Raw genomic sequence first — 26,199 nt, forward strand, 5'->3', positions numbered from 1 at the left:
CATGGCACAACTCATCGGTGGCCTCGGCACCTCGCACATCCCCGCCATTGGCGGCGCCATCCACAAGGGCCTGCAGAATGAGCCCTACTGGAAACCCTTCTTCGACGGCTTTCCGCCCATCCGCCAGTGGCTGCAGGCCCGCAAGCCCGATGTGGTCGTGATGTTCTACAACGACCACGGCCTGAACTTCTTCCTGGACAAGATGCCCACCTTCGCCGTGGGCGCCGCCGCCGAATACCACAACGCCGACGAGGGCTGGGGCATTCCCACGCTGCCGCCGTTCGCGGGCGAGGTGGACCTGTCGTGGCATCTCATCAACACGCTGATCGACCAGGAGTTCGACGTGACCACCTGCCAGGAGATGCTGGTGGACCACGCCTGCACGCTGCCGCTCAAGCTCTTCTGGCCCGAGGGCGACTGCCCCGTGACGGTGGTGCCGGTGTGCATCAACACCGTGCAGTTCCCGCTGCCGTCGGCCAAGCGCTGCTATGCGCTGGGCAAGGCCGTGGGCCAGGCCATCCAGAGCTGGGACAGCGACAAGAAGGTGGCGGTGATGGCCTCCGGCGGCCTGAGCCACCAGCTCGACGGCGAGCGCGCGGGCTTCATCAACAAGGCGTTCGACCTGCAGTTCATCGAGAGCCTGACCACCAACCCTGAATGGGCCACGCAGTTCAGCGTGCACGAGCTGGTGGAGAAGACGGGCACCCAGGGCGTGGAGCTGCTCATGTGGCTGGCGATGCGCGGCGCGCTCAGCGCCGCCGCGCCGGGCGTGCGCCGCGTGCACAGCAACTACCACATCCCGATCTCGAACACCGCCACCGCTGTCATGGCGCTGGAGGCGGTGTAGCACGGTGGACGGCAGCCCAGGCGCCCAGAACCTGCCCAGGGGTTCTGGATGCGCGGGCTAGCGGCCGGCCACTGCAAGGAAGGCGCGCGGCGCCACCAAGGCCTCGAACGGGTTCCAAGGAACGCCGGCCGCCGCCTTCAACGCCCTGCCGGCTGGTGCAGGCCAAAGCGGACCCCGCCGGGGTCCGTGCACATGAGAAACACGCCAAAGCCGGGCTCCTGCGGCCCCGGAGGCTGCACGGTCCCTCCCAGCGCCAGCACACGCTGGGCCGCCTGCGTCGCATCGGCCACTTCAAAGAAGGGGGTGATGGCCCGCGCAGGGTCTGCGCCATGCAGGCCGACGTTCATGTTCCCATTGCGAAACCAGCCCTCGCCCTCCTTCTCCGTGGGCTCGAAGGCCCATTGAAAGAGGTGGCTGAAAAACTGCTGCGAAACCAGGGCGTTTTCGGCTCCAATTTCAAGGAATGAGACGTTGGCGTGCATCGGAAGCTCCATCTGAAAAAAACAAGTCAGGTTCGCCAGTCTGGGCTGCTTGCGCCTGTCCGTCTTGAAGAAAAATGACCTGGGGGGTTCCGGTGCCTCGGACCGCGGCCCCGTCCTCTCCCCCCGGCTACGCCGTCTCCACCAGGCTGGCAGGCTTGCCCGGGACATCGGCCCAGCCTGCGCGCTGATAGGCCGCTGGCGAGCAACCGGCAAAGTGCCGGAACTCCCGGCTCAGGTGGCTCTGGTCGGCATATCCGCAGCGGGCGGCCAGATCCGCCAGGTCCGCCATCCCCGCGGGCCCGGTGACCTCTCCCAGGGCCTGCTGGGCCGCGCCAAAGCGCAGCCGCCGCGCCAGGCGCTTGGGTGTATCCCCCAGCTGGTTGCGGGACTGCAGCGCCAGATGCCGCTCGCTCCAGCCCACGGCGCGGCACAGGGCAGACATGGACAGGTTGCCGCGCTGCGCGCTGAGCAATGCCCAGGCCTGCCGCACCGGGGCCTGCGCCGTGTGGCGCGACCGGCCCAGCACCCCCTGCAGACACCGCTGCACCAGGGCAAACCGCGCGGGCCAATCCGGCGCGTGGTGCAACTGCTCGGACAGCCGCGTGGCCGTGCCGCCCCACACATCGGCCAGCGCGGCCACCGGGCACGAGAGCACATCCGGACTGCCATGGAACAGCTGAAAGCCCAGCCAGGGTGCCAGCGTCACTTCCACGCAGGACTGCGCTCCCAGGTGCTCGGTCACCATCGGCCCGCCACCGAGCCCCGCCACCAGGGATTGGTACCGCTGCATGGCGCCGCCGGGCTGCCCGACGCCGTAAGCCGCGTGCCAGCCGATGATCAGCTTGATGCCCGCGTGCGCGACCTCCAGGCGGCGCACCGTGTGCGGCAGGTATTCCTCGAACCCCCACATCGCACAGGCGGCGGCGGGCAGCCCCGGCAAGCCGGGGCCGGGGATGGCCCGGCTTGAGGCGATGAGCGATGGCATGGGTTCCTCCTGCCGGGCCGAAGTGCGCCGGTGGGCCACCTTACACCGCCCAGCGGCTCCCCAGGTCGCCGGGGTTCACGGACCCCGCGCGGCCCGCGAACCCCGGCAGTGCTGGCACGGGAGGCCGCGCAGCCACAGGCTTCAAGCCTTTTTGGCGCCCAGCGCTTGATCCATCTGCGCGAACAGCTACTTTTTTAATAGCAAAGACACCCTGCAGGCTGGTCGGTCATCGGAAAATACTGTAAATTCATACAGTGAATTTACAGTCCAAACTCGCCATCCTGGCCGACGCCGCCAAGTACGACGCCTCGTGTGCATCCAGCGGCGCGGCGCCGCGCGATTCGGTGGGCGGGCGCGGCATGGGCTCCACCGAGGGCATGGGCATCTGCCACAGCTACGCGCCGGACGGCCGCTGCATCTCGCTGCTCAAGATCCTGCTCACCAACTTCTGCCAGTACGACTGCCTGTACTGCGTGAACCGGGTCAGCAGCAACGTGCCGCGCGCCCGTTTCACGGTGCAGGAGGTGGTGGACCTCACGCTGGACTTCTACCGGCGCAACTGCATCGAGGGGCTGTTCCTCTCCAGCGGCATCATCCAGAGCCCCGACTACACCATGGAGCAGGTGGTGGAGGTGGCGCGCGTGCTGCGCGAGGAGCACGACTTTCGCGGCTACATCCACCTCAAGACCATCCCCGATGCCTCGCCCGAGCTGATGGAGCGCGCGGGCCGCCATGCCGACCGGCTGAGCATCAACGTGGAGCTGCCCACGCCCGAAGGGCTCACGGCCCTGGCGCCGCAGAAGGACGGCGCGGCCATCGCGCGCTCCATGGCGCGCATGGCGGTGCACATCGAGGACGCGCGGCAGGCGCGCAAGGAACAGCAGGCCGCCGCCCAGGTGGTGTCGATGCCCGCCACCCGGCGCACGCTCACGCGGCGCGCGGCGGCACCACACTTCGCGCCCGGCGGCCAGAGCACGCAGATGATCGTCGGCGCCGACGCCACCGACGACCGCACCATCCTGGCCACCAGCGCCGGGCTGTACGGCGTGCACCGGCTGCGGCGCGTGTACTACTCGGCCTTCAGCCCCATCCCCGACGCGGCGCGCGCGCTGCCGCTCGTCGCGCCACCCACCGTGCGCGAGCACCGCCTGTACCAGGCCGACTGGCTGATGCGCTTTTATGGCTTCGCGCACGGCGAGATCGTGCCCGCCGGCCAGGGCGGCATGCTGGCGCTGGACATGGACCCCAAGCTCGCCTGGGCCATCGCGCACCGCGAGCGTTTTCCCGTGAACCTGAACACCGCCCCGCGCGAGCTGCTGCTGCGCGTGCCCGGCTTCGGCGTGTTGACGGTGGACCGCCTGCTGGCCGCGCGCCGCGTGCGCCGCCTGCGCCACGCCGACCTGGCGCGGCTGCGCGTGCCGCTCCAGAAGGTGCTGCCCTTCGTGGAAGCCGCCGACTACCGGCCGGGCCGCGCGCTCGACGCCGCCGACCTGGCCGCCCACATGGCCCCGCCGCCAGCGCAGCGCAAGCTTTTCGATTGAGGCAAGCCACCATGGCCCTGCACACCATCACCCTCGCACATGCCACAGACTGGCCGGGCTTTCGCCGGGCCGCGCGCGCGCTGGTGCAGGCCGGCGTGCCGCCGCAGGAGGTGCAGTGGTTCACAGCGCAAGGGGCCGCGCAGGACCTGTTCGCCAGCCCCGCGCCACCAGGCTCCTCCGTGGATCCGCTGCCGTCCCCGGCGGGCGGCGCAGCGCCCCGGGTGCCCGAGGATTTCCTGCGCCTGTGCGAGCGCCTGGTGCTGCACCGCAACCCGGTGCGCTTCGCGCTCATGTACCGCCTGCTGTGGCGCCTGGTGCGCGAGCGCGGGCTGCGCCACGACCCCTTGGATGCCGACCGCCTGCAGGCCCACCACATGGTGCGTGCCGTGGCGCGCGACATGCACAAGATGCACGCCTTCGTGCGCTTTCGCCCCATGACCGACACCGAGGGCCATACCGTGCAGGTGGCCTGGTTCGAGCCCGACCACTTCATCACCGAGGCCAATGCAGGCTTCTTCGTGCGGCGCTTCACGCAGATGCGCTGGGCCATCCTCACGCCCGATGCCAGCGTGCGCTGGGACGGCACGGCGCTGCACACCGGCCCGGGCGGCCAGCGCAGCGATGCGCCGCCGCCCGACGCCGGCGAGGCGCTGTGGCTCACCTACTACCGCCACATCTTCAACCCCGCGCGCCTGAAGACCGACATGATGCGCAAGGAGATGCCGCAGCGCTACTGGCACAACCTGCCCGAGGCCTCCCTGATCACCGAGCTGGCGCGCGGCGCCCACGAGCGCAGCGCGCGCATGGTGCAGGCCGAGGCCACCACGCCGCGCAAGGCCATCGCGCCGCTCATTCCGTCGCACGCGCACGCATCGCGCTGAACTGCGGCGCGGGCTCGGCGGCCGTCCAGCGCCAGGGCAGCGCATGTGCGCGCCACACGCCGCCCAGCACCTGCAGCCGCAGCACACGCTGCGCGCCGGGCCAGCGCGCACGCGGGGCCTCGTCCCAGAGCAGCTCGGCGCGGGCGGCCACGTGCAGCAGGCCGCCACCGTCATAGTCCACCCACAGCAGCCCGGCCTGCGGGTGCAGCGCGAGATTGCCCAGGGTGTTGAAGAACAGGTTGCCAGGGTAGTCGGGAAGGCTGAGCACCAGGCCCTCGGCCGTTTGCTCGGCATGCACGAAGCCCGGCTCGCCGCCACGGTGCGACACGTCCACGCCTTCATCGCGCCCTGCGCCCGGGTGCGCCGCCGAGGCACTCGCGATGAACATCGTGTCGCTGCGCGCGATCAGGCCCCGCGCGGCGGCGTCGAGCCCCGCACCCAGCACCTGGGCCGGTGCCGGCGGCGTCACCTCCGCGCGCAGGCCGGGCGCACGCGCCTGGATGTACTTGGGGCAGTTGCCGAAGCTCTGCACCACGTCCACCTCCAGCCCGCGGGCGCCGAACGACGCCACCCGCCCGTTCATGCGGTTGCGCCGGCGCGTGTGCGGCTCCAGGCCCAGCACGCCCACCGGCGCACCGGGCACCAACTGGGCCAGCACCGGGTCGGCCGCATCGGGCACCACCGCCATGTGCATGGCACGGGCATCGGGCGTGTGCACGAAGCCCGGCGGTCCGGCCACCATGGTGGCCCAGGGCTGGCCCTGGTCGTCGAGCGCACCCAGCAGCAAGGTGGGCAGCTTCTCGAACAGCTCGCGGTGCTGGTCGGGCATGTGGTCGCGCAGCACCAGGGGCCCCACGGCGGCCATGCGCTCGCGCACGCCCACGCGCTCCTGCAGGGCCTGCTCGCCCGCGTGGAAGGCGGCGGCGGGCGTGGCGTTCATGCCGGCACCATGGCGCCAGGGGCGGGCAGGCGGTCCGCCAGCGGCACATAGCCCGGCAGGGCTTCCATGCGCGCCACCCAGGCCGCGATGCGCGGATAGGTGGCGAGCGACAAACCGCCGATCGGCGCCTGCGAGGTGTAGCTCACCATGGCGATGTCGGCCAGCGTGGGGGTGGCACCGCCCAGCAGCCAGTCGCGGCCGTCAAGCGCGGGCTCCATGAAGTCGAAGAGCCTGCGGCCGATGGCGAGCGCCGCCTCGCTGGGCTCGCGGCCCGTGAGGGCGGCAAAACGCGCGCTCGATGCCCCGGGGGCTAGCATGCCGGCCGCCAGGCTGAACCAGCGCTGCAGGCCGGCCTGGCCCACCGGGTCCTGCGGCAGCCAGTGGCTGCCGGGCGCATAACGCTGCACCAGGTACACGAGGATGGCGTTGCTGTCGGACAGCACCACGTCGCCATCCACCAGCACGGGCACCTGGCCCAGCGGGTTGCGCGCCAGGTGGGCGGCCTGCCGGTGTTCGCCGGCGAGCAGGTTCACGTCGATCAGCGCATGGGGCAGGCCCAGCATCGAGAGCATCAGCTCGGCACGGTGGCAGTGGCCCGAGATGGACATGCGGTACAGCGTCAAAGGGGAGGTGGGTGCCATGGCGGTGGGTCCTGAACAGGGGTCAACAAAGAAGCCTCCACGTTAGCTATTGCGTATCCCGCCGTGAATAGCCATAGTTCGTCTTTCAAAATTGCATTTTCCGCAACAATGGACCATCTCGACACCCTGCGCTGCTTCGTGGCCGTGGCCGATGCGGGCGGCTTCGCCGTGGCGGCGCGGCGCCTGGGCTGCTCGGCCACGGCCGTGACCCGCGCCATCGCGGCGCTGGAGGCCCGCCTGTCGGTGCTGCTGTTCCAGCGCAGCACGCGCATGGTGCGGCTGACCGAGGCGGGCGAACGCTTCCTGGCCGACTGCCGCCCGATCCTGAACGACCTGCAGGAGGCCGAGCAGGCCGCCAGCGGCGCGCAGGCCGAGGCGCAGGGCCTGCTGTCCATCACCGCGCCGCAGATGTTCGGCATCCAGCACGTGGCGCCCATCGTGCTGGACTTCCTGCAGGCCCAGCCCCGCGTGCAGGCGCGCACGCTGTTCGTGAACCGGCTGGTGCACCTGCTGGAGGAGGACATGGACGTGGCCGTGCGCATCGCCCACCTGCCGGACTCGGGCCTGACCGCGCTGCGGGTGGGCGCGCTGCGGCGCATGGTGGTGGCGTCGCCCGGCTACCTCGCGCGGCATGGGGAGCCGCGCCACCCGCAGGAACTGGGGCAGCACCGGGCGATCGCCTTTTCGTTCGATGCGCGCGCACCCGCGCCCTGGAAGTTCCGGGGCGGCGCCACGGGCATGCCGCAGCAGGCCTGGATCAGCAACAGCAACGAGGTGGACATCGCCGCCGCCGAGGCAGGCCTCGGGCTCACCCGGTGCCTGGCCTACCAGGCCGCCGCCAGCCTGCGCGCCGGGCGCCTGCGCGTGGTGCTGGCCGAGCACGAGCCCGACCCGGTGCCCGTGCACATCGTCTACCCCGCGGGACGGCGCGCGCCCGCCAAGGTGCGGGCCTTCGTCGAATTCGCGCGCGGGCGGCTCGCGGCCGAGCCGGTGCTGCAGGGGCGGGGCCTGGCGCGGCGCAGCGGCGGGCGGGGGTGACGGGCCGCCATGGCGACCTCGATGATTTTGGCCGCCAACGCCCGTCCATCCGGCGCAAATAGCTATTAAATAAATAGCAATCCGCCCCCTCAGTCCGCAGCATGCCCCGGCAGCCGCAGCGCCGCCGCCGTGGCCTGCAGGATCTCGTCGGAGAACTGCGGGTCGTCCGCAGCCCGCGCCAGCACCAGGGCGCCCACGAGGCTGGCGTAGTCGGCCAGCGCGCGCTGGCGCCTGGCGGCCTTGCTGCGCCCGGGCACCAGCGTGGCCAGGCCCGCCACCTGGGCCTGCATGCCTTCGGTCACGGCCCGGCGCACGGCCGGCCCCTGGCGCGACGCATCGCCGCCCAGCGCGGCGAGCAGGCAGCCCTGGCCCGGCGCATCGCGGTGGCCCGGCGACAGGTAGGCCGACTCGATCGCGGCGAGCGGATCCCGCCCCTGCGCCGCGGCGCCGCGCGCGAGCGCGGCCCATGCCGACTGCAGCCCGTCCAGCGCGCGTGCCGTGGCCTGCGCCATCAACTCGTCCTTGGACGCGAAGTGCCCGTAGAAGCCGCCGTGCGTGAGCCCCGCGCTCTTCATGAGGTCCGCCACGCCGATGCCGTCAAACCCGCGTTCGCGGAACAACCGCGCCGCCGCATCGAGGATGCGCTCGCGGTTTTCCGCCATTTGTTCCTTGCTCACCTTCATCGCCGATCCCCTTTGTGCCGGATGCCCCGAAAACGCCAGCTTGACATTTTAAATGATGGTCGTCATATAATTTAAACGTGATGACCGTCATCTAAAACACGCTTCCAGGAGCCCCCATGACCACCCCCACGTCCCCTTCCCCGCGCCCCTGGCCGGGCACGGCGCCACGCCGCCGCCGCCACGGCCTGATTCCGCCCACGGCCACGCCATCCGCAGGAATAGGGAAGGCACCGCCATGCAAGCACTGATTTCCGCCTATGCCCGCTCCCCCTTTCACTTCGCGCGCAAGGGCGCGCTGGCGGGGGTGCGGCCCGACACCCTGGCCGCGCAGGTCGTCACGGGCCTGCTGCAGCGCACCGGCATCGACCCGGCCACGCTCGAGGACGTGATCGCCGGCTGCGCCTACCCCGAGGCCGCGCAGGGCAACAACATCGCGCGCATCGTGTCGCTGCTGGCGGGGCTGCCGCACGCGCTGGGCGGCATGACGGTGAACCGTTTCTGCGGCTCGTCCATGTCGGCCATCCACATCGCCGCCGCGCAGATCGAGGCGGGCCTGGGCGAGGCGTACCTGTGCATCGGCGTGGAGTCGATGAGCATGGTGCCGCAGGGTGGCTTCAACTTCTCGGCCCACCCCACGCTGTATGAGCACAGCGACGCCTACATCAGCATGGGCGAGACGGCCGAGAACGTGGCGCGCCGGTACGCGGTGTCCCGCGCCGCCCAGGAGGCGATGGCCGTGTCATCGCACCACAAGGCCGCCGCCGCGCGCGAGGCCGGCCGGCTGCAGGCGGAGATCGTGCCCATCGCGCTGGACGCGGGCGAGGTGGTGGCGCAGGACGGCTGCATCCGCCCCGGCACCACGCCCGGGGCGCTGGCCGCGCTGCGCCCCGCGTTCCGCGAGGACGGCGTGGTGACGGCGGGCACCTCGTCGCCGCTGACCGACGGCGCCGTGGCCGTGCTCGTGGCCACCGAGGCCTACGCCGCCCGGCACGGACTGTCACCCCTGGCGCGCATCCGCGCCCTGGCCACGGCGGGCGTGGACCCGGCCTACATGGGCATGGGCCCCGTGCCCGCCACGCGCAAGGCGCTGGCGCGCGCGGGGCTCTCGGCCAGCGACATGGATGTGGTGGAGATCAACGAAGCCTTCGGCTCGCAGGCGCTGGCCTGCATCCGCGAACTCGGGCTGCGCGAGGACACGATCAACCTCGACGGCGGCGGCCTGGCCATCGGCCACCCGCTGGGCGCCACGGGCGCGCGCATCACCGGCAAGGCGGCCGCGCTGCTGCAGCGCGAGAAGGGCCGCTACGCACTGGCCACGCAGTGCATTGGCGGCGGACAGGGGATTGCGACGGTGCTGGAGGCGCTGTAGCCCTCTCCACGCCGGGCCTCGGCCTGCCCGGGGGCCGGCCCACGAGGCCGCAGCCAGCGTGGGCGGCCGCCACCCTCCATGTCAGTGCTGGTGCCCGTGCGCGCCATGCACATGGCGGTGCGCAATTTCTTCGGCGCTGGCGGCGCGCACATCGGTCACCTTGCAGCTGAACTTCAGGGCCTGGCCCGCCAGCGGGTGGTTGCCGTCCAGGTGCACTTCGGGGCCCTTGATCTTGACCACGTTGAACACGGCGGGCTGGCCGTCGCTGCCCACGCACTGCAGCTGGCCGCCGACCTTCACGCCGGGCGGAAACTCGGTCTTGGGGATGGTGCGCACCAGGCTTTCGTCGCGCGCGCCGAAGGCGTCTTCCACGGCGAGGTCCAGCGTGGTGGCAAAGCCCACGGACTGGCCCTCGAGGGCGGACTCGACCTTGGGGAAGATGTTTTCGTAGCCGCCGTGCAGGTACGACAGGTTGCCGGCATCCAGCGGCTTGCCCTGGGGCGTGGTGACCTTGTAGGTGAGGGTGACGGCGGAGTCTTTGGTGATGGGGGTGCTCATGGCTGGGCTTGCGCTTTCATCTTTGGGTCAGGGGGTGCGGCGCGGCGCCTTGCCCACCGGCTGGCGCCCGGGCCGCGCTGCGCGCATCGAAAACCTGGATTGTCCACGAGCGGCCCGGCACCCCGCCCGGCCGCGCCCGCGACCCCACCGGGCGAAGGTGTTCAGGCCTGCGCCGCCGCCGCGTCCTCGCCGGGGCGCTCTTCCTCGGCCTGGCCGGGGTAGCGCGCAAACCGCCGCGCCTCGGTGCCGTGCACCGGGTCCTGCTCGGCCCAGGGCCAGCCGCCGAACTGGGTGCGGCGGTAGTCGTTCATGGCCTGCATGATCTCGGCCTGCGTGTTCATCACGAAGGGGCCGTACTGCGCCACGGGTTCGCCAATCGGCCGGCCCTGCAGCACCAGGCATTCCACGGTGGTGGCGCCGGTGTTGGCCAGCAGCCAGTCCTCTTGCGGGCGCACCTGCAGCGCGGCGTGGCGGTCCACGTCCTGCGGGCCCACGCGCAGGCTGTCGCCCACGAAGAAGTACAGCATGCGCTGCGTGCCTTCGCCCTGGGCGGCAGGCAGGGTCCACTCGGCCCCCGGCTCCAGGCGCAGCGTCCAGATGGCCACGTCGCCCTCGTGCTGCGAGGCCCAGGATTCCGGGGGTGGCGGCAGGGGCGCGGGCGCGCCGGGCAGGGCACCCGCCACCACCGTCACCGTGGTGGCGCGGCCGGCGGCGTCGTGGTGCACCAGGCGCGGGATGCCCTCGTTCCACAGCATGGTGAAGTGCGGCTCCACCATCTTGTTGCGCGCCGGCAGGTTCAGCCAGATCTGGAACAGCTCCAGCGGGTTGGGCTCGGTGGCGTTGAGCAGCGGGAACATCTCGGAATGCACGATGCCCTTGCCAGCCGTGACCCACTGCACGTCGCCGCCGCCAAACCGCGCGGCCGCGCCCAGCGAGTCGGAATGGTCGATCAGGCCCTTGCGCACCAGCGTCACGGTCTCGAAGCCCCGGTGCGGGTGGCCCGGAAAGCCGGGCACGGTGTCGCCGTGGTACATGCTCCAGCCGTCCTTGCGGCTGAAGTCGCTGCCGATCTGGCGGTCTTCGATGGGCACGGCCGGGCCAAACGCGGCGTTGCCCGCGGGATAGGCATCGTCGTGGTGGGCGCAGAAAAGAAACGGGTCGAGCGTGGGCCACTGCGGTCCCAGCAACTGGGCGCGCACGATGGGCACCAGGGCGGTGGTTGCAGCAGGTGTGGACGACGACATACGAAGGCTCCTCGTGTTGTGCACCACCACGATCGGGCGGTATGCCAGTGGAATATGGCGCCAATGGTGCCTGAGCAGAAGTGCGCCCGGTGGAACAGTGCGGTGCGCCAGGCAGGACAGTGGGGGCGATCCCGGCGGGCCCACCTTGCTCCCAATTTGAATGAAATGGGGCGCCAGCGCCTATGGATATTGCGCCAAAAGCTATTTATTCAATAGCATTTCGTTTTTTGTCCCCTAGTGAGCCGCCACCTGCGCGCCCACGGCCGGGGGCCGCGCGGGCCGCAGCACCAGGCCACCCAGCAGCGCCGCCGCCAGCGAGCCCGCGGCCGCCACCCAGAACGCCAGCTGGTAGCCGCCGTTCAGGGCCATCGGGGCCGATGCCCCCGCTTCGCGCAGCGCGCCGGTGCGCGCATCGGCCAGGCTGGCCAGCACCGCCAGGCCCAGCGCGCCGCCCATCATGAACGCGGTGTTGACCACACCCGAGGCCAGGCCCGAATCCTCGGGCTTCACGTCGCCCATGGCGGCCAGCAGCAGCGGATTGAGCGCGATGCCCGCCCCCACGCCCAGCAGCAGCATGCCGGGCAGCACATGCGGCACGAAGCGGCCGTCCACGGGTGCCAGCGCGAACAGCACCAGGCCCACGGCGGCCAGCAGCAGGCCCCAGCCCAGCGTGCCGCGGATGCCGTAGCGCATCACCACCCAGGCCGACAGCCCCAGCGAACAGCCCGCCATGATGAGATTGGACGGCAGGAAGGCCAGGCCCACCTGCATGGCGTCGTAGCCCAGCACCAGCTGCATGTACAGCGCCGACAAGAAGAACCACGCGAACATCCCGGCGGCCCACAGCACGCCCACCACGTTGGAGATGGCCAGGTTGCGCTGGCGCAGCAAGGGCAGCGGCACCAGGGGCGCGGCCACGTGCGATTCGATGTACAGGAACAACGCCAGCAGCGCGGCCGAGGCGCCCAGCAGCCCCACCGACTGCAGCGAGGCCCAGCCCGCCTCGTTGCCGTTGACGATGGCGTACACCGCCAGCATCAGCGACGCGGTGATGGTGACGGCGCCCGCCACGTCCAGCCGCTGGCCGTGGGCATGCCCCTTGCCGCCCGGCAGCAGCACCAGGCAGGCCGCGTAGATGGCCGCGCCCACGGGGATGTTGACCAGAAAGATCCAGTGCCAGCTCAACGCACTGGTGAGCACGCCGCCCAGCAGCACGCCAATGCTGCCGCCTCCGGCGCAGACAAAACCATAGACCCCCATGGCCCGCGCGCGCTCGCCGGGCTCGGTGAACAGGTTCATGATGAGCGACAGCGCCACGGCCGACACCACGGCCCCGCCCACGCCCTGCACCGCGCGCGCCGCCACCAGCAGCCCCTGCGTATGGGCCAGCCCGCAGGCCAGCGACGCGAGGGTGAACAGCGTGATGCCCGCCAGGAACAGCCGCCGGTGGCCATACAAGTCCCCGAGCCGCCCGCCCAGCAGCAGGCAGCCGCCAAAGGTGAGCATGTAGGCGTTGACCACCCACACCAGGGACGTTTCGGTGAAGCCCAGGTCGGCCTTGATGCTGGGCAGCGCGACGTTCACGATGGTGGTGTCGAGCACGATCATGAGCTCGCCCAGGCACAGCAGGATGAGGGCGGGCCAGCGTGCGCGGCCTTCGATGCGGAGGGTCATGGAGCGGCGGGAGTGAAAAAAAGGATTCGCAGCGCGGCGCGTCCCCGCCAGGGGGGTGCACCGCGGCGGCTCAGGGGGTTCTCGTGTATTTTGCTTGCATGATCTGGTTCCAGCTGCCGTCCGGCTGCTGGCTGAACGACGTCAGCGTGCGCTCGGTGGCGCTCACCAGCGTGATCACGTCACGGTAGCGGGCGGTCTTGCCGTCGCCCTTGAAGCTGGGGCCTTCGGTCTCCAGCGTGAGCACCTTCTGGTCGGCATCGAGCGTGCCGCGATAGACCCACATGTGGGTCATCATCGAGCCCACCCAGGTGCCCAGGAACACGTTCTTCTCGGGGTCGTAGCCCAGCGTCATCTGCATGCGCGCCTCGCCGCCACCGGGCATGGTGCCGGTGCCTTCGAGGATCACCCACAGGTCGCCCAGGGCGCGGCCGTGTTCGGCGCCCACGGACTGCTGCGCCGGTTCGCCCGGCGGCGGGTCGCAGTCGGAGGTGCTGGTCCAGTGGCCCAGCAATTGCTGCAGCCAGCGGTGCATGGCATGGGGTTCGGGATTCATCATGGAAGTCTCCTTGCAGGGGAATGTGAGGGGGTGTGAGGGTTGGGGGGGTCAAGCCGCCCGGCCGTCGTAGTGGTGGACGGGCACGCTGCCCAGGTCGAGGCCCTCCACGCAGCGCAGATTGACCGCCGCCACGGGCTGGCCCTTGGGGTCCACGCCTTCGCCAAAAGGATGGATGCCGCAGGCCGGGCAGAAACGGTGCCGGATCACGTGCCTGTGGAAGGTGTAGGTGGCCGCGTCGGCCTCGGGCGTGGTCAGCCGCAGCGCGCCGCGCGGCACGAACCACAGCAGCGATCCGCGCCGGTGGCACATGCTGCAATTGCAGGCCAGGCCGCTGTCGACGGTGCCTTCCACTTCGAAGGCGACCTTGCCGCAGTGGCAGCTTCCCTGGTACTTCATGGCCGCCGCGCTCATTCCGGCGCCACCACCATCCACGACACGCCAAAGCGGTCGGCCACCATGCCGAAGGCTTTCGAGAAGAAGGTCTTGGCCAGCGGCATCTGCACCTGCCCGCCCTCGGCCAGCGCGTCGAAGTAGCGCTTGGCCTCCGCCTCGTTCGCGGGGCTCAGCGCCAGCGAGATGCCCTGGAAGTTCAGCTGGCCCGAACCCATGCCGTCCGACGCCATGAGCTGGGTCTCGCCCACGTTGAAGGCGGCGTGCATGACCATCTCGGGCGTGGGGCCGGGGCCGGCGCCCTCGGCGCAGCCCTGGCCGGCGGCGGGCTCGGGGTTGTCCTTGTAGCGCATGAGCATGGTGACCTGCGCGCCCAGGGCGCGGCGGTAGAAATCCAGGGCCTCTTCGCAGCGGCCTTCAAACATCAGATACGGCTCGACTTTCATGGGGGTCTCCTTGGGAAGGTCTCGGAACATGGATTTCGGCGCACAATTGTGAACACCGTTCACAAACAATACCAAAGATAATGGACAGTGTCCACATCTCACCGCCCATGACCGTAACCACTCGCAACACCCCCGCCGCACGCAGCACCTACCGCCATGGCGACCTGCGCCGCGCCCTGCTGGACGCGGGCATCGAGCTGGCGCGCCAGGGCGGCCCCGACGCCGTGGTGCTGCGCGAGGCCACGCGCCGCGCGGGGGTCGCGCCCAATGCGGCCTACCGCCATTTCGCCAACCGCGACGACCTGCTGGACGCGGTGCGTGCCGCCGCCGTGGCGGCCGTGGCCCAGGCCATGGAGGCCGAACTGGCCCAGGTGCCCGCCGCAGGCACGGCCACCGAGCAGGCCCACGCCAAGGTGCGCGCCGTGGGCGCGGGCTACCTGCGCTTCGCGCATGCCGAGACAGGCCTGTTCCGCACCGCCTTCGGCGGGCGCTTCACCGTGCAGCACGACCCCGACCCGGCCATGGGTGGCGCCACGGGGCTCAACCCGTTCCAGCACCTGAGCGCGGCACTCGATGACCTGGTGACAGCAGGCGCCCTGCCGCCCGAGCGCCGCCCGGGGGCCGAATACCTGGCCTGGTCCACCGTGCACGGCATGGCGCTGCTCTCCATCGACGGGCCGCTGCGCGGCACGCCGCAGCAGATGCTGGACCTGCTGGGCCTGCGCCTGCTGGACATGGTGCGGCGCGGCCTCTAGGCGCCCGTTCCCGGCGCGCGCAGCGCCGCATGTCCGAAGCCATTCCACGCGCTGGCGCTTGAAGAACAAGCGCTTTAAGCTATATATTTGATAGCAAGTTCAATTCTGCTGCTCAGCCACCGTCCAGCCCGTACATCCGCGCCGTGGCCCGCACCCGGGCCACCAGCGCGCGGCGCAGGGCGGCGGGCCGCAGCACCTCCACCTGCGGGGACAGGCGCAGGAGCTGGCCGCAGGCGTGCTCCACCGACTCGATGGGAATGGTCACCGCCACGCGCCCGTCCGCCCGGCGCGGGGGGGCGGCCGTGGGCGCGGTCGCCACGGCCCGGGCCACCGCGCTGCTGAGCGCGCGCAGCCCCTTGAGCCCGGCGGGCGTGGCCAGCAGCGCCGCCTCGCCGGTGTAGAGCCCGGATTCAAAGCGCCGGATCGAGCGCGCCCAGTAGCCCGGCAGGTCGAACCGCGCGGGGCGGCGCACCGGCGTGGCGAGCGCCTGCGCCGCCAGGATGTTCGAGACGCGGTAGGTGCGTGGCCCGCTGTCGCCACCATCGCCACCATCACCGCCGCCCTTGCCCGTGGCCTTGTCCGCCGGCAGCGCCACCAGGTACCAGGCACCCGCCTTGAGCACCAGGCCCAGCGGGCTCACGGTGCGCTCCACGGTGTCGGACCAGCTTTCATAGCGCATCGCGATCTGGTGCCCGCTCCACACGGCGGCGGCCACCGTGGACAGGTGCGGCGTGGGGTCGCTCTCGCGGTACCAGTCCACCGGGTCCAGGTGCAGGCGGGCGCTCACGCGCTGCGCGTCCTCGCGCCATGCGGCGGGCAGGGCGGCCAGCAGCTTCAGGCGTGCGCCCTGCACGTCGCTGCCCAGGCCCAGGTCCTGCGCGGGGCCGGGCAGGCCGCTGAGGAACACGGCCTGCGCCTCCGACGGCGTGAGGCCCGTGAGCATGGTCTTCCAGCCCGGCAGCAGCGCAAACCCGCCATGGCGCCCGCGCTCGGCATAGATGGGCACGCCCGCGGCGCTGAGCTGGTCCACGTCGCGGTACAGCGTGCGCACCGACACCTCCAGCGCCCCGGCCAGCGCCGGCGCGCTCATGCGGCCCTGGGTTTCGAGCAGCATCTGGAGCGAGAGCAGGCGGCTGGCGCGCATGGCGGGAAGGAAGTGGTCCGGTAGGGTGCGGCGCGGGCCCGGGGCCCCTGGCCAGAAAAAAAGAAGGCAGCTGCGGCGAAGATACCTGAAATACCTGCCATGCGGTGTCATGTATGGGGGCGCAGACTGCGGGCATGACTTTCATCGACCCCCACCCTGCAGGAGCCCGCATGCACGACACCGCCATGGCCACGCGCCACCCCTGCGCCCCGCCCACCGCCGACGAATGCGCCATCGTCGAGCTGCGCCAGTACACGCTGCACCCGGGGCAGCGCGACGTGCTGATCGAGCTGTTCGACCGCGAGTTCGTGGAGACCCAGGAGGCGCAGGGCCTGCGCGTGCTGGGCCAGTTCCGCGACCTGGACCGGCCCGACCTGTTCGTGTGGCTGCGCGGCTTCGGCAGCATGCAGGCGCGCCGCCAGGCGCTCGAAGCCTTCTACGGCGGGCCCACCTGGGCCGCGCACCGCGACGCCGCCAACGCCACCATGATCGACTCCGACAACGTGCTGCTGCTGCGCCCCGCCTGGCCCGGCGCGGCCGCCGCGTTGCCCCAGCACGCGCGCGCGGCGCCGGGCGCCAGCGGCGCGGCCCCCGGCGTGGTGGCGGCCACGGTGTTTCACCTGCGCGAGGCCGCCACGCCCGCGCTGCTGGACTTCTGCCGCCACCGCATGGCGCCCACGCTGCAACGCGGGGGCGCGCGCCAGGTGGCCTGGTACTGCACCGAGACCAGCCCCAACACCTTTCCCCGCCTGCCCGTGCGCGAGGGAGAACATGTGCTGCTGGGGCTGGCGCTGTTCGGCCGCGAGGCCGCGCTGGAGGCGTTCACCGGCAGCACCCCCTGGGCGCGGGGGGTGGCGCCGGGCCTTGCCCCCTGGCTGGCCCGCGAGCCCGAGACCCTGCGCCTGCAGCCCACCGCCCGCTCCGCGCTGCACGCCTGACGCCCCCCGCTTCACCGATGAAAGACCCCACCATGGCCACCCCGAACCTCATCACCATCCCCTCGCCCGCCGTGGCGCCCAGCGCCGCGCGCGACTTCGACTTCCTCATGGGCCCCTGGCGCATCCGCAACACGCGCCTGGTGCGGCGCCTGGCCGGCTGCAGCGACTGGGAGGTGTTCGACGCCACCGGCACCGCCCGCCCCCTGCCCGCCGGCATCGGCAACTGCGACGACTTCACGCCCCTGGCCTGGAAGCCGGGCTTCGTGGGCATGACCCTGCGCGTGTTCAGCCCCGCCACGCAGCGCTGGAGCATCTACTGGCTCGACAACGCCACCGGCGGCCTGGACCCGGCCACGGGAATGCTGCAGCCCCCGGTGGTCGGCGGCTTCCAGGACGGTGTCGGCATCTTTGACGGCCAGGAGCTGTTCGAGGGCCGCCCGGTGCGGGTGCGCTTCGAGTGGTCACGGATGCACACCGGCGCGCCACGCTGGCAGCAGGCGTTTTCCGAGGACGGCGGCGCCACCTGGGAGGTGAACTGGGTGATGGAGTTCACGCGCCCGGTGTAGGCGCGCTCCGGCCGTTCTCAGCGCGCGGCCGACATCACCCCGGCCAGCCAGTCCACGAAGACCCGCACGCGCGGCGACAGCTGGCGGCTGTGCGGGTACAGCACCGACACCGGCATGGGCGCGGGGCGAAACGGCGCCAGCACCTCGCACAGGCTGCCATCGGCCAGCCGGGGCGCGATGTGGTAGCGCGGCACCTGGATCAGCCCCAGGCCCGCGGCGCAGCAGGCGTGGTACGCATCGGCATCGCTCACGGCCACGGGGCCCTTGAGCTGCACGCTTGTGGCCACGCCGTCCACGATGAAGTCAAAAGGCAGGGGCTTGCCCGTGCGCTGCGAGAGGAAGTTGACGGCCCGGTGCCCGCGCAGCGCCTCCACGGTGGCGGGCGTGCCGTGGCGCGCCAGGTACCCGCGGCTCGCGCAGGTCACCTGCTGCAGCAGTGCCACGCGCCGCGCCACCATGGTGGAGTCGCGCAGCTCGCCGCCGCGCAGCACGCAGTCCACGCCCTCGCGCACCAGGTCCACCAGCCGGTCGCCCATGCCGATCTCCAGTTCCACCTCGGGGTAGCGCGTGCAGAACTCGCCGATGCGCGGCAGCACGAAATGCCGGGCCAGCGTGCCCTGCAGGTCCACGCGCAGCTTGCCACGCGGCGCGCTCGCGGCGTGGCCGAATGCCGCCTCTGTTTCCTCCAGGTCGGCCAGCAGGCGCTGGCAGCGCTCGTAGTACGCCTGCCCGTCGGGCGTGGTGCTCACGTGGCGCGTGGTGCGCTGCAGGAGCCGCGTGCCCAGGCGCTTTTCCAGCGCCTGCACCGCCAGGGTCACGCTCGCGCGCGGCAGCTGCCGGTCTTCGGCCGCGCGGGTGAAGCTGCCCAGCTCGACGATGCGCGTGAAAAGCTGCATGGATTGAAAGCGGTCCATCGCGAAGGGCTCCCCGGTGGGTCTTGATTGTTGTGCCGCATTGAACAGTGAAGTCAATTCTAGGTATTTATCAATCTTCACAACAACAGAACAATACCGCTGCCACACGCCGCCACCGGGTGGCGTCCCTTCCCCACCGCACCAGGAGCCTTGCCATGCAGCCGCTGTCCACCACCCCTTCCTCCTACGCCCCTTCCTCCTCCTCTTCCCCTGAGTCCGCCCCCACGGGCCCGCGCACCGCGATCGTCACGGGCGCATCGCGCGGCATCGGCGCCGCCATTGCCCACCGGCTCGCGCGCGACGGTTTCCGCGTGGTGGTCAACTACGCCGGCCGCACCGAAGACGCCCAGGCCGTGGTGCAGGCGATCACCGCAGCGGGCGGAGCGGCCGTGGCGGTGCAGGCCGACGTGGCCGACAGCGGCGCCGTGCGCCAGCTGTTCGATGCCACCGAGCAGGCCTTTGGCCGCGTGGACGTGCTGGTCAACAACGCGGGCGTGATGCCATCCACCCTGCCGCACCTGGCGCAGACGGACGACGCCACCTTCGACCGCGTGGTCGCCATCAACCTCAAGGGCACGTTCAACACCCTGCGCGAGGCCACGCACCGGCTGCAGCCCGGGGGGCGCATCGTCAACTTCTCGACCAGCCTGGTCGGCACGGCCCTGCCGGGCTATGCCGTGTACGCCGCCACCAAGAGCGCGGTGGAGACCCTGACCAGCGTGCTCGCCAAGGAACTGCGCGGCCGGAACATCACGGTGAACGCCATCGCGCCCGGCCCCACGGCCACCGCGCTGTTCCTGGACGGCAAGACGCCCGAGCTGATCGGGCGCCTGGCCCAGGCCAACCCCATGGAGCGCCTGGGCACGCCCGAGGACATCGCCAGCGCCGTGGCCTTCCTGGCCGGGCCGGACGGCGGGTGGATCAACGGGCAGACCCTGCGCGCCAACGGCGGCATGGTGTGACGGCGCGCTCCGCGCGGGCCCCGGCACCTACGCCGGCGCGTGGATCACCGGCGCGCCCCGCCCCAGCGGATCGAGCGCCACCGCCAGCCGCGGGGCATCCGCCAGATCGGGCCGGCCCGTGCCGCCCAGGTCTTCCAGCGCGGTGAACTGGCCGTCAAGGAAGAGGAAGCTCGTCGTGCGCGCGATGTGCGCCAGCGCCTCCCGCGCACCGGCGAACCCGCTGCCCGTGGCCTGGTCGCCGTCGAGCAGGTAGGCGTAGGTGCCGCCGTCTCCCTCCTGCGACAGGCGCCCCAGGTCCACGAGCTTGTGCCTGACGTTGCTGGCGTACACGCGGCCCTGCAGCGCATACAGCACGAAGCGCGCGCCCGCGGGCGCCGGGGAGGGCGAGGCGGCGGTGGTGTTGGTGTTGGTGGAAACAGGCATGCCGGGCTCCTCACGATGAACGGCGGCGGGCGGCCCACACGCCAAGGCCCAGGCCGACCACGCCCAGCACGGCCACCAGGCCCATGCCGTGGCGCCGCGCATCGCGCTGGCCGCCATCGATGGCGGTGCCGCGCGACGGTGCGAACAGGTTGCCGTCGCTGCGGGGCGCGGGCCGGGCGCCGCGCAGCGCACGCTCGGTCACCCAGCGCATCGCGGCGCCCAGGCGCTGCGGCGCCAGGGCATGGACCACGCGGCCCGGCGCGGCACCGGCGCCCAGCCAGGTCACGGCCCTGGGCCGGTCGGCCAGCGCGGCCACCGCCTGGGCGACCCGGCGCGGGTCCAGCAGCGGAATGCGGGGCTGGATGCTGCGGCCCGTGTAGTTGGCGCCGTGCGAGAGGCCCGGCGAATCGACGAAGGTGGGCGCCACGTCGCACACATGGACCCCCGGCAGGTCCGACACCTCGGCGCGCAGCGCCTCGGAGAGCCCTCGCAGCCCGAACTTGCTGGCCGTGTACGCGGCCGCATATGGCGACGGCAGCCAGCCGCCCACCGAGATCATGTTGATGAGCGTGCCCTGCCCGCGTTCGCGAAAGTGCCGCAGCGCCGCATGCGCGCCATGCAGGTGCCCGAGCAGGTTGGCCTCCAGCACGCGGCGGTGCGCGGCCAGGGGCGTCTGGTCGAACCGCCCCACCGCGCCCACGCCCACGCCGTTGACCCAGACGTCGATGTGGCCATGGTGGCGCAGCGCCGTATCGGCCAGCCGGGCCACGGCATCGGCGTCGGTCACATCGGTGGGCACGCCCAGCGCCGCCGCCGCGCCCGCGTTGCGGCAGGCCATGGCCACCGGGGCCAGCGTGTCGGGGTTGCGCGCGGCGAGCACCAGGCACGCGCCCCGCCGCGCGAACGCGAGGGCGGTGGCGTGGCCGATGCCGCTGGACGCGCCGGTGATGACCACCACCTGCGCCGGGGGCGGCGGCAGCGGCACGGTGGCGGCATCGGCCGGGGAAACAGGGTCGGCCGGCGCGGCCGAAGGAGCGCCCGGGAGCGCGGCGGGGTAAGTGGGGGAAGTGGGGGAGGAAGACACCATGGCAGAAGAAAAGCGCTTGCTGGAGGACTGGGGAATGGCTGGCCCACGGGCTGGCGGCAATGCGGCAAGCCTGTGCCTGTTGTAGATCGTCCGCCGGTCCGGCGCTGTAGGACGGCTGCCAGAAAGCCTTGCGGACAGGACAGCACCCGCCGCGGCGGGCGGGCCGGCGGATCCGAGCCCCCATGGCATCCAGCGCTGTCTTCGCAATGCCCCAATGCTATTCATTCAATAGCAAACGCAGCCAGTGGCCGCCCCTTCACGTCACGGCCGTCCCGGCAGCCTGGGGAAAGTCCGTCGACGCGGCCACGGCGCTCCACTGCGCGGTCTCGGCGGCCACCCGCGCATGCTGCTCGGCGATGGTGCGCAGCGTGTCGGAGCCCAGGGGCAGGCGCACCGGCGGCATGGGGCTGGCCACCAGCTGCAGCAGGGCGCGGGCCAGCCGCGCCGGGTCGCCGGGCTGCTGCAGGTTGATGCCGGGCACCGCCTGGCGCACCACGCCCGCGCTGGCCGCATAGTCGTCCAGCACGCGGGGCGAGACCTCCAGCGACGCGCCATCCAGGAACTCGGTGCGGAAGTACCCCGGCTGCACCGCCGTGGCATGGATGCCCAGCGGCGCGAGCTCGGCGTGCAGCGCCTCGGTGATGCCTTCCACCGCGAACTTGGTGGAGCAGTACAGGCCAAAGCCGGCACTCGAGCGCACGCCCCCCAGGGAGGAAATGTTGATCACGTGCCCCGCGCGGCGCGCCCGCATGGCCGGCAGCACCGCGCGCGTGACGTTCAGCAGGCCGAACACGTTGGTGTCGTACAGGCGGCGCACCTCGTTGGCGGTGGCCTCCTCCACCGCCCCCATCAGGCCGTAGCCCGCGTTGTTGACCAGCACGTCGATGCGGCCGAAACGCGCGAGCGCGGCCTGGACGGCGTGCTGCGCCTGGGCCTCGTCGGTCACGTCCAGCGCCAGGGGCAGCAGCGCGCCCCCGCCGCCCAGGCGCTGGCCGACGGCTGCGGCATCGCGCGCGGTGGCGACCACGGCATCGCCCTGGGCGAGGGCCGCTTCGGCGATGCGCGCGCCCAGGCCGCGCGAGGCGCCGGTGATCATCCAGACGCGGGAGGGTGAAACGGTGGTGGTGGTGGTCGTGTCGGCAAAAGCCATGGCGAATCCTTCGGGGGTTCAGGGGTGGTGGATGGGCTGGGTGGGCGCCTTGGCGGGCCCACGGGGGTGAACTGTAGGGAGCCCATTGACATCGGACTAGCCCATAATTTATGGATACATTCACAAGCAGCACTTGCCAATCCACTCCCCAATCCCACCATGGCCATCAACGAACTGCGCGCCATCGCCAACTTCGTGAAGGCGGCCGAACTGGGCAGCCTGCGCCAGGCCGCCGCCACGCAGGGCATCACGCCCCAGGCCTCCAGCCAGCTGCTGGTGCAGCTCGAGGCGCACCTGGGCGTGCGGCTGTTTCACCGCACCACCCGCAGCCTGAGCCTCACCGAAGAGGGGCGCCAGTTCCTCGCGTCGGCGCAGCCCGGCCTGGCCACGCTGCAACACGCCGTGCAGGGCGCACGGCGCGGCCGGGAAGAGATGGCGGGGCCGCTGCGCATCGTGGCGCCGCGCTCCATCCTGCTGGAGGTGATCTGGCCGGTGCTCGACGCGTTCTGCCGCCGCCACCCCCGGGTGGAGCCGGACGTGCAGCTCGACGACCGCATCGGCAACTGGGTGGAAGACCGCGTGGACGTGGGCTTTCGCTCGGGCTATCCGCCCGAGGGCGGCGTGGTGGCGCGGCGGCTGCTGGCGCTGCAGCTCATCGTGTGCGCCGCGCCGTCCTACATCGCACGACACGGCGCGCCCGCCAGCATCGACGCGCTGGCAACCCACACCTGCAGCGGCTTTCGGCACCCGTCCACGGGCAAGCCGATGCCGTGGGAATTCCAGGTGGGGGACGACATCGTCTCGCACGCCATCCCCGCCGCGTTCTGCACCAACGACATCGAGGTGGAAACCCGCGCCGTGCTGGGCGGGCACGCCATCGGCCAGCTGGTGGGCCCCACGGCCGCGCCGCTGGTGCGCAGCGGGCAGCTGGTGCCCCTGCTCACGGAGCACGTGGCCGAGCACCTGGGCCTGTACGTGTACTACGGCAGCCGCACCGCGCTGCCCGCCCGCGCGCGCGCCTTCATCGACCTGGCGGTGGAGATGGTGGCGAACAACCCCGCCCATGCGCTGACGCCGCAGGAGCTGGCGGCATCCCCCGGCCGCAAGGCCCGGCCGCGCAGGGCCAAGGGCCAAGGGCTGAGAAAGAGAAACCGCCCCGGGCTCGCCCGCGCGGCGGCTCAGGCCGCGAAGCCGCCGTCGATGAGCAGGCTGGCCCCGGTCACCATGCCCGACTCGGGCCCGGCCAGGTAGGCCACCATGCCCGCGATCTCGTCGGGGTGCGCGTGGCGGCCGAGCGCCATCAGGCCGTGCATGCTGCCGGCCATAGGGCCGTCGGCGGGGTTCATGTCGGTGTTGACGGGACCGGGCTGCACGTTGTTCACGGTGATGCCGCGCGGCCCCAGGTCGCGCGCCAGCCCTTTCGTGAGGCCCACGATGGCGGCCTTGCTCATCGCATAGACGCTGAACCCGGCCCATGGCACGCGGTCGGAATTGGTGCTGCCGATGGTGATGACGCGGCCGTAGGCGCCGCCCTGGCCCATGTGGCGCGCGGCGGCCTGCGTGGCCACGAACACGGCGCGCACGTTCACGTCGAGGGTGTGGTCGAAGTCCGCCAGCGCGAAGCTGTCCAGCTCGCCCGCCACCGCCACGCCGGCGTTGTTGACGAGGATGTCCAGGCGGCCCAGCGTGCGCGCCGCGCCGTCGATGGCCTGCGCGAGCGCCTGCGCATCCGCGCTGTCGGCCCGCAACGCCAGGGCCTTGCCGCCGTCCGCCTCGATGGCGGCCACCAGCGCCTGGGCGGGGGCTTCGGAGCTGCTGTACGTGAAGGCCACGGCCGCGCCATCGCGTGCCAGGCGCCGCACGATGGCCGCGCCAATGCCGCGCGCGCCGCCGGTGACGAAGGCGGCCTTGCCGGCCAGCACGCGTGAAGCAGCGGCGGGCCCGGGGGCGGGGAGTGTGGTGTGGGGCACGGAAGACATGGTGTTTCTCCAGAAAAAGTGATGGTGAAGAGGAAGCGGTTCGTGGCAGAACCGGGAACACCTGCAGTGTCGGAAAACCATTGCACGGGCGGTAGCCATGAATGGGCTGGATCTATTTCAACCAGCAGTTGAAAATGTGGGCCATGCAGCCCCTGAGCCATCTCGAGTCCTTCGTCCAGTCCGCCGAGTGCGGCAGCTTCTCGGCCGCCGCGCGGCAGATGGGCCTCACGCCGGCCGCCGTGAGCAAGAACGTGGCGCGCCTGGAGGCCAGCCTGGGCGTGCGGCTGTTCCAGCGCAGCACGCGGCGCCTCACGCTCACCGAGGGCGGGCAGCGCCTGCTCGCGCAGATCGGCCCGCCGCTGACGGCGCTGGCCGATGCGGTGGACCACGCGGCCGAGGCCGAGCAGCAGCCCGCGGGCACGCTCAAGGTGAGCATGGGCCAGGCCTTTGGCCGGGCCTACCTGGTGCCGCTGCTCACCGAGTTCTTGCAGCGCTACCCCGCCATCCAGCCCGACTGGCGCTTCGAGAACCGCCAGGTCGACCTGATCGGCGAGGGCTTTGACGCGGGCATCGGCGGCGGCCTGAACCTGAACCCCGACATGGTGGCGCGCACGCTGGGCCCGATCCACCTGGTGGTGGTGGGCTCGCCCGCGCTGCTCAAGGGCTGCAAGGCACCGCGCCACCCGGCGGACCTGGCGCGGTGGGACGGCATCGCGCGCCGCGCCATCCGCACGGGGCGCATCCCGGTCATCACGCTGCGCAACAGGGCGGGCGAGGCCGCCGCGGCCGAGTTCCGCCCGCGCGCCGTGTTCGACGACCCCGAAGCCATGTGCCAGGCCGCGCTGATGGGCCTGGGCCTGGCCGTGCTGCCCATGCCGTTCGCGCAGCCCTGGCTGGCCAACGGCGGCCTGGTGCGCGTGCTGCCCGGCTGGTGGGCAGACGCAGGCCCCACCTCGCTCTACTACCCCAGCAAGAAGCTGCTGCCCGCGCGCACCCGGGTGTTCGTGGATTTCGTGGTGGAGCAGTTCGCGCAGCGCGGCTTCGCGCAGCGGGTGCGCGGAGACTGACCCGCAGCGCCCGCGCGCAGGCGGCCGTGGCCCACCGGGCATGGCCGCGTGGGAAGCGCTGCTGGCATCATGGCGCCTGTCCGCCGACACGGCGCCCTCCGGCCACCCGCCCAACCGCATGACCGCTTCCATCACCCCCGCCCCTTCCATGCCTTCCGGGGCCGCGCCGCTGCACATCGGCATCGTGGGCTGCTCCGCCGAGGGCGCGGCGCTGTGCTACCGCACCATCTGCACCGAAGGTGCCGCGATCCTGGGCCAGGCCCATGCGCACCCCGAGGTGTCGATGCATACCCCCTCGCTGGCCGCCTATGTCGACTGCCTGGAGCGGGGCGACCTGCAGGGCGTGGCCGACCTCATGCTGGCATCGGCCCGCACGCTGGCACGCGCGGGCGCGGACTTCCTGGTCTGCCCGGACAACACCATCCACCAGGCCTTCGACCGCGTGGCCCCCCACTCGCCGCTGCCCTGGCTGCACATCGCCGAGGTGGTGGCCGCCGAGGCGGCGGCGCGGGGCCACCGGCGGCTGGCGCTGACGGGCACGCGCTGGCTGGTGGACAGCAGCGTCTACCCCGACAAGCTGGCCGCCCAGGGCCTGGCCTGCGTGCGCCCCACCGAGGCCGAGCGCACCGAGATCGGCCGCATCATCATGGACGAGCTGGTGCCCGGCGTGGTGCGGCCCGAGGCGGTGGCCACGTTCCAGCGCGTGATCGCGCGCATGCAGCGCGAAGAGGGCTGCGATGCCGTGGTGCTGGGCTGCACCGAGATTCCGCTCATCATCAGCGACGCGAATTCCGCGCTGCCCACGCTGGACTCCACGCGGCTGCTCGCGCGCGCGGCGCTGCGCAGGGCCGTGGGCAGCGGCGGCAGGGCCTGAGCGCAGGCGCGCGGCACTGCGCCCCGCCGCGCCGCCTTTGTTCTTTGGCCGGCGCAAAGGTTGCG

29 protein-coding genes are annotated in these 26,199 nt (G+C 71.8%); 12 read left to right on the forward strand and 17 right to left on the reverse strand.

Features of this window, described 5'->3' with window-relative positions; genetic code table 11:
• The first annotated feature begins 1 nt into the window (after position 1).
• On the forward strand, positions 2-847 hold the full coding sequence (locus tag AC1RVY_RS10860) for a class III extradiol dioxygenase family protein (protein ID WP_492254149.1): 846 nt from the start codon (positions 2-4) through the stop codon (positions 845-847).
• A gap of 137 nt (positions 848-984) precedes the next feature.
• Here the strand turns inward: AC1RVY_RS10860 and AC1RVY_RS10865 are convergent, their stop codons facing one another.
• Positions 985-1,329, reverse strand: a complete 345-nt coding sequence (locus tag AC1RVY_RS10865) for a VOC family protein (protein ID WP_218298057.1) — start codon at positions 1,327-1,329, stop codon at positions 985-987.
• 127 nt (positions 1,330-1,456) lie between these two features.
• Positions 1,457-2,314 (reverse strand): helix-turn-helix domain-containing protein, encoded by an 858-nt coding sequence (locus AC1RVY_RS10870; RefSeq protein WP_255591883.1) that lies wholly within the window; start codon positions 2,312-2,314, stop codon positions 1,457-1,459.
• 254 nt (positions 2,315-2,568) lie between these two features.
• Between AC1RVY_RS10870 and AC1RVY_RS10875 the strand changes: the two genes are divergently transcribed.
• Both AC1RVY_RS10875 and AC1RVY_RS10880 read left to right on the forward strand, forming a co-directional pair.
• Entirely contained in the window at positions 2,569-3,855 is a 1,287-nt protein-coding gene (locus tag AC1RVY_RS10875; protein WP_492806598.1) for a putative DNA modification/repair radical SAM protein, read from the forward strand.
• Positions 3,856-3,866: 11 nt separating this feature from the next.
• A complete protein-coding gene (locus tag AC1RVY_RS10880) occupies positions 3,867-4,736 on the forward strand; it encodes a TIGR03915 family putative DNA repair protein (RefSeq protein ID WP_492806599.1) in 870 nt (289 codons plus the stop codon).
• Here AC1RVY_RS10880 and AC1RVY_RS10885 read toward each other — a convergent pair.
• Complete coding sequence (locus tag AC1RVY_RS10885; RefSeq protein ID WP_218341748.1) at positions 4,705-5,676, reverse strand: pyridoxamine 5'-phosphate oxidase family protein; 972 nt, start codon at positions 5,674-5,676, stop codon at positions 4,705-4,707. The two genes, AC1RVY_RS10880 and AC1RVY_RS10885, sit on opposite strands and share 32 nt — an antisense overlap.
• Entirely contained in the window at positions 5,673-6,317 is a 645-nt protein-coding gene (locus AC1RVY_RS10890) for a glutathione S-transferase family protein (protein WP_492806600.1), read from the reverse strand. Before AC1RVY_RS10890 ends, AC1RVY_RS10885 begins: the two co-directional genes overlap by 4 nt.
• A gap of 108 nt (positions 6,318-6,425) precedes the next feature.
• Between AC1RVY_RS10890 and AC1RVY_RS10895 the strand changes: the two genes are divergently transcribed.
• Positions 6,426-7,355, forward strand: a complete 930-nt coding sequence (locus AC1RVY_RS10895) for a LysR family transcriptional regulator (protein ID WP_218298062.1) — start codon at positions 6,426-6,428, stop codon at positions 7,353-7,355.
• 89 nt (positions 7,356-7,444) lie between these two features.
• Here AC1RVY_RS10895 and AC1RVY_RS10900 read toward each other — a convergent pair whose 3' ends face one another.
• Positions 7,445-8,038 (reverse strand): TetR/AcrR family transcriptional regulator, encoded by a 594-nt coding sequence (locus tag AC1RVY_RS10900; protein WP_218341747.1) that lies wholly within the window; start codon positions 8,036-8,038, stop codon positions 7,445-7,447.
• Between the two features lie 235 nt (positions 8,039-8,273).
• On the opposite strand from AC1RVY_RS10900, the gene AC1RVY_RS10905 reads away from it, so the two are divergent.
• The gene (locus tag AC1RVY_RS10905) at positions 8,274-9,407 is read left to right on the forward strand and encodes a thiolase family protein (RefSeq protein ID WP_492806601.1); all 1,134 of its coding nucleotides are present in this window, start codon (positions 8,274-8,276) and stop codon (positions 9,405-9,407) included.
• 81 nt (positions 9,408-9,488) lie between these two features.
• Here the strand turns inward: AC1RVY_RS10905 and AC1RVY_RS10910 are convergent, their stop codons facing one another.
• From AC1RVY_RS10910 to AC1RVY_RS10935, 6 genes are all read right to left on the reverse strand, one after another.
• Positions 9,489-9,965 (reverse strand): FKBP-type peptidyl-prolyl cis-trans isomerase, encoded by a 477-nt coding sequence (locus tag AC1RVY_RS10910; RefSeq protein ID WP_492806602.1) that lies wholly within the window; start codon positions 9,963-9,965, stop codon positions 9,489-9,491.
• A 161-nt stretch (positions 9,966-10,126) separates the two neighbouring features.
• Positions 10,127-11,209 carry a pirin family protein gene (locus tag AC1RVY_RS10915; RefSeq protein ID WP_492806603.1) on the reverse strand — a complete coding sequence of 361 codons (1,083 nt, stop codon included), beginning with the start codon at positions 11,207-11,209 and terminating at the stop codon, positions 10,127-10,129.
• A gap of 234 nt (positions 11,210-11,443) precedes the next feature.
• Positions 11,444-12,883 carry an MFS transporter gene (locus AC1RVY_RS10920; protein ID WP_218298067.1) on the reverse strand — a complete coding sequence of 480 codons (1,440 nt, stop codon included), beginning with the start codon at positions 12,881-12,883 and terminating at the stop codon, positions 11,444-11,446.
• A 70-nt stretch (positions 12,884-12,953) separates the two neighbouring features.
• Entirely contained in the window at positions 12,954-13,439 is a 486-nt protein-coding gene (locus tag AC1RVY_RS10925; protein WP_492806604.1) for a DUF1579 domain-containing protein, read from the reverse strand.
• Positions 13,440-13,487: 48 nt separating this feature from the next.
• Complete coding sequence (locus tag AC1RVY_RS10930) at positions 13,488-13,835, reverse strand: GFA family protein (RefSeq protein WP_218298069.1); 348 nt, start codon at positions 13,833-13,835, stop codon at positions 13,488-13,490.
• 11 nt (positions 13,836-13,846) lie between these two features.
• Positions 13,847-14,275, reverse strand: a complete 429-nt coding sequence (locus tag AC1RVY_RS10935; RefSeq protein ID WP_218298070.1) for a VOC family protein — start codon at positions 14,273-14,275, stop codon at positions 13,847-13,849.
• A gap of 107 nt (positions 14,276-14,382) precedes the next feature.
• Here AC1RVY_RS10935 and AC1RVY_RS10940 point away from each other — a divergent pair, with 107 nt between their 5' ends.
• Complete coding sequence (locus tag AC1RVY_RS10940; RefSeq protein WP_492806605.1) at positions 14,383-15,030, forward strand: TetR/AcrR family transcriptional regulator; 648 nt, start codon at positions 14,383-14,385, stop codon at positions 15,028-15,030.
• Between the two features lie 112 nt (positions 15,031-15,142).
• Here the strand turns inward: AC1RVY_RS10940 and AC1RVY_RS10945 are convergent, their stop codons facing one another.
• Positions 15,143-16,174 carry a helix-turn-helix transcriptional regulator gene (locus tag AC1RVY_RS10945; RefSeq protein WP_492806606.1) on the reverse strand — a complete coding sequence of 344 codons (1,032 nt, stop codon included), beginning with the start codon at positions 16,172-16,174 and terminating at the stop codon, positions 15,143-15,145.
• A gap of 170 nt (positions 16,175-16,344) precedes the next feature.
• On the opposite strand from AC1RVY_RS10945, the gene AC1RVY_RS10950 reads away from it, so the two are divergent.
• Complete coding sequence (locus AC1RVY_RS10950) at positions 16,345-17,112, forward strand: NIPSNAP family protein (RefSeq protein WP_218298090.1); 768 nt, start codon at positions 16,345-16,347, stop codon at positions 17,110-17,112.
• 32 nt (positions 17,113-17,144) lie between these two features.
• Positions 17,145-17,678, forward strand: coding sequence for a hypothetical protein (locus tag AC1RVY_RS10955; RefSeq protein ID WP_369643680.1), 534 nt, complete (start codon positions 17,145-17,147; stop codon positions 17,676-17,678).
• 17 nt (positions 17,679-17,695) lie between these two features.
• Here the strand turns inward: AC1RVY_RS10955 and AC1RVY_RS10960 are convergent, their stop codons facing one another.
• Positions 17,696-18,592 carry a LysR family transcriptional regulator gene (locus AC1RVY_RS10960; RefSeq protein ID WP_218298074.1) on the reverse strand — a complete coding sequence of 299 codons (897 nt, stop codon included), beginning with the start codon at positions 18,590-18,592 and terminating at the stop codon, positions 17,696-17,698.
• Between the two features lie 155 nt (positions 18,593-18,747).
• Here AC1RVY_RS10960 and AC1RVY_RS10965 point away from each other — a divergent pair, with 155 nt between their 5' ends.
• A complete protein-coding gene (locus tag AC1RVY_RS10965) occupies positions 18,748-19,554 on the forward strand; it encodes an SDR family oxidoreductase (protein WP_492254159.1) in 807 nt (268 codons plus the stop codon).
• Between the two features lie 27 nt (positions 19,555-19,581).
• Here AC1RVY_RS10965 and AC1RVY_RS10970 read toward each other — a convergent pair whose 3' ends face one another.
• From AC1RVY_RS10970 to AC1RVY_RS10980, 3 genes are all read right to left on the reverse strand, one after another.
• On the reverse strand, positions 19,582-19,977 hold the full coding sequence (locus AC1RVY_RS10970; protein WP_492254160.1) for a hypothetical protein: 396 nt from the start codon (positions 19,975-19,977) through the stop codon (positions 19,582-19,584).
• Positions 19,978-19,987: 10 nt separating this feature from the next.
• Positions 19,988-21,064 carry an SDR family oxidoreductase gene (locus AC1RVY_RS10975; RefSeq protein WP_492273074.1) on the reverse strand — a complete coding sequence of 359 codons (1,077 nt, stop codon included), beginning with the start codon at positions 21,062-21,064 and terminating at the stop codon, positions 19,988-19,990.
• A gap of 256 nt (positions 21,065-21,320) precedes the next feature.
• Positions 21,321-22,214, reverse strand: coding sequence for an oxidoreductase (locus AC1RVY_RS10980; protein WP_492806607.1), 894 nt, complete (start codon positions 22,212-22,214; stop codon positions 21,321-21,323).
• A gap of 159 nt (positions 22,215-22,373) precedes the next feature.
• Between AC1RVY_RS10980 and AC1RVY_RS10985 the strand changes: the two genes are divergently transcribed.
• Positions 22,374-23,465 carry a LysR family transcriptional regulator gene (locus AC1RVY_RS10985; RefSeq protein WP_492806608.1) on the forward strand — a complete coding sequence of 364 codons (1,092 nt, stop codon included), beginning with the start codon at positions 22,374-22,376 and terminating at the stop codon, positions 23,463-23,465.
• Here the strand turns inward: AC1RVY_RS10985 and AC1RVY_RS10990 are convergent.
• The gene (locus tag AC1RVY_RS10990) at positions 23,393-24,193 is read right to left on the reverse strand and encodes an SDR family oxidoreductase (RefSeq protein WP_492806609.1); all 801 of its coding nucleotides are present in this window, start codon (positions 24,191-24,193) and stop codon (positions 23,393-23,395) included. The genes AC1RVY_RS10985 and AC1RVY_RS10990 overlap by 73 nt on opposite strands.
• Before the next feature lie 143 nt (positions 24,194-24,336).
• On the opposite strand from AC1RVY_RS10990, the gene AC1RVY_RS10995 reads away from it, so the two are divergent.
• Both AC1RVY_RS10995 and AC1RVY_RS11000 read left to right on the forward strand, forming a co-directional pair.
• A complete protein-coding gene (locus AC1RVY_RS10995) occupies positions 24,337-25,260 on the forward strand; it encodes a LysR family transcriptional regulator (protein ID WP_369643810.1) in 924 nt (307 codons plus the stop codon).
• 118 nt (positions 25,261-25,378) lie between these two features.
• Entirely contained in the window at positions 25,379-26,134 is a 756-nt protein-coding gene (locus tag AC1RVY_RS11000) for an aspartate/glutamate racemase family protein (protein ID WP_255593114.1), read from the forward strand.
• The last annotated feature ends 65 nt before the right edge of the window (positions 26,135-26,199 follow it).

The sequence above is a fragment of the Acidovorax sp. GW821-FHT11A03 genome (assembly GCF_058809075.1).

What these genes read in the sequence shown, in the direction of transcription:
- AC1RVY_RS10865 (WP_218298057.1), bottom strand. Translation starts at nt 1,329, where the DNA reads ATGCACGCCAACGTCTCATTCCTTGAAATTGGAGCCGAAAACGCCCTG.
- AC1RVY_RS10940 (WP_492806605.1), top strand. Translation starts at nt 14,383, where the DNA reads ATGACCGTAACCACTCGCAACACCCCCGCCGCACGCAGCACCTACCGC.
- AC1RVY_RS10870 (WP_255591883.1), bottom strand. Translation starts at nt 2,314, where the DNA reads ATGCCATCGCTCATCGCCTCAAGCCGGGCCATCCCCGGCCCCGGCTTG.
- AC1RVY_RS10890 (WP_492806600.1), bottom strand. Translation starts at nt 6,317, where the DNA reads ATGGCACCCACCTCCCCTTTGACGCTGTACCGCATGTCCATCTCGGGC.
- AC1RVY_RS10975 (WP_492273074.1), bottom strand. Translation starts at nt 21,064, where the DNA reads ATGGTGTCTTCCTCCCCCACTTCCCCCACTTACCCCGCCGCGCTCCCG.
- AC1RVY_RS10895 (WP_218298062.1), top strand. Translation starts at nt 6,426, where the DNA reads ATGGACCATCTCGACACCCTGCGCTGCTTCGTGGCCGTGGCCGATGCG.
- AC1RVY_RS10980 (WP_492806607.1), bottom strand. Translation starts at nt 22,214, where the DNA reads ATGGCTTTTGCCGACACGACCACCACCACCACCGTTTCACCCTCCCGC.
- AC1RVY_RS10885 (WP_218341748.1), bottom strand. Translation starts at nt 5,676, where the DNA reads ATGAACGCCACGCCCGCCGCCGCCTTCCACGCGGGCGAGCAGGCCCTG.
- AC1RVY_RS10985 (WP_492806608.1), top strand. Translation starts at nt 22,374, where the DNA reads ATGGCCATCAACGAACTGCGCGCCATCGCCAACTTCGTGAAGGCGGCC.
- AC1RVY_RS10970 (WP_492254160.1), bottom strand. Translation starts at nt 19,977, where the DNA reads ATGCCTGTTTCCACCAACACCAACACCACCGCCGCCTCGCCCTCCCCG.
- AC1RVY_RS10925 (WP_492806604.1), bottom strand. Translation starts at nt 13,439, where the DNA reads ATGATGAATCCCGAACCCCATGCCATGCACCGCTGGCTGCAGCAATTG.
- AC1RVY_RS10930 (WP_218298069.1), bottom strand. Translation starts at nt 13,835, where the DNA reads ATGAAGTACCAGGGAAGCTGCCACTGCGGCAAGGTCGCCTTCGAAGTG.
- AC1RVY_RS10955 (WP_369643680.1), top strand. Translation starts at nt 17,145, where the DNA reads ATGGCCACCCCGAACCTCATCACCATCCCCTCGCCCGCCGTGGCGCCC.
- AC1RVY_RS10990 (WP_492806609.1), bottom strand. Translation starts at nt 24,193, where the DNA reads ATGTCTTCCGTGCCCCACACCACACTCCCCGCCCCCGGGCCCGCCGCT.
- AC1RVY_RS10965 (WP_492254159.1), top strand. Translation starts at nt 18,748, where the DNA reads ATGCAGCCGCTGTCCACCACCCCTTCCTCCTACGCCCCTTCCTCCTCC.
- AC1RVY_RS10910 (WP_492806602.1), bottom strand. Translation starts at nt 9,965, where the DNA reads ATGAGCACCCCCATCACCAAAGACTCCGCCGTCACCCTCACCTACAAG.
- AC1RVY_RS10995 (WP_369643810.1), top strand. Translation starts at nt 24,337, where the DNA reads ATGCAGCCCCTGAGCCATCTCGAGTCCTTCGTCCAGTCCGCCGAGTGC.
- AC1RVY_RS10950 (WP_218298090.1), top strand. Translation starts at nt 16,345, where the DNA reads ATGCACGACACCGCCATGGCCACGCGCCACCCCTGCGCCCCGCCCACC.
- AC1RVY_RS10860 (WP_492254149.1), top strand. Translation starts at nt 2, where the DNA reads ATGGCACAACTCATCGGTGGCCTCGGCACCTCGCACATCCCCGCCATT.
- AC1RVY_RS10945 (WP_492806606.1), bottom strand. Translation starts at nt 16,174, where the DNA reads ATGCGCGCCAGCCGCCTGCTCTCGCTCCAGATGCTGCTCGAAACCCAG.
- AC1RVY_RS10935 (WP_218298070.1), bottom strand. Translation starts at nt 14,275, where the DNA reads ATGAAAGTCGAGCCGTATCTGATGTTTGAAGGCCGCTGCGAAGAGGCC.
- AC1RVY_RS10915 (WP_492806603.1), bottom strand. Translation starts at nt 11,209, where the DNA reads ATGTCGTCGTCCACACCTGCTGCAACCACCGCCCTGGTGCCCATCGTG.
- AC1RVY_RS11000 (WP_255593114.1), top strand. Translation starts at nt 25,379, where the DNA reads ATGACCGCTTCCATCACCCCCGCCCCTTCCATGCCTTCCGGGGCCGCG.
- AC1RVY_RS10905 (WP_492806601.1), top strand. Translation starts at nt 8,274, where the DNA reads ATGCAAGCACTGATTTCCGCCTATGCCCGCTCCCCCTTTCACTTCGCG.
- AC1RVY_RS10920 (WP_218298067.1), bottom strand. Translation starts at nt 12,883, where the DNA reads ATGACCCTCCGCATCGAAGGCCGCGCACGCTGGCCCGCCCTCATCCTG.
- AC1RVY_RS10960 (WP_218298074.1), bottom strand. Translation starts at nt 18,592, where the DNA reads ATGGACCGCTTTCAATCCATGCAGCTTTTCACGCGCATCGTCGAGCTG.
- AC1RVY_RS10880 (WP_492806599.1), top strand. Translation starts at nt 3,867, where the DNA reads ATGGCCCTGCACACCATCACCCTCGCACATGCCACAGACTGGCCGGGC.
- AC1RVY_RS10900 (WP_218341747.1), bottom strand. Translation starts at nt 8,038, where the DNA reads ATGAAGGTGAGCAAGGAACAAATGGCGGAAAACCGCGAGCGCATCCTC.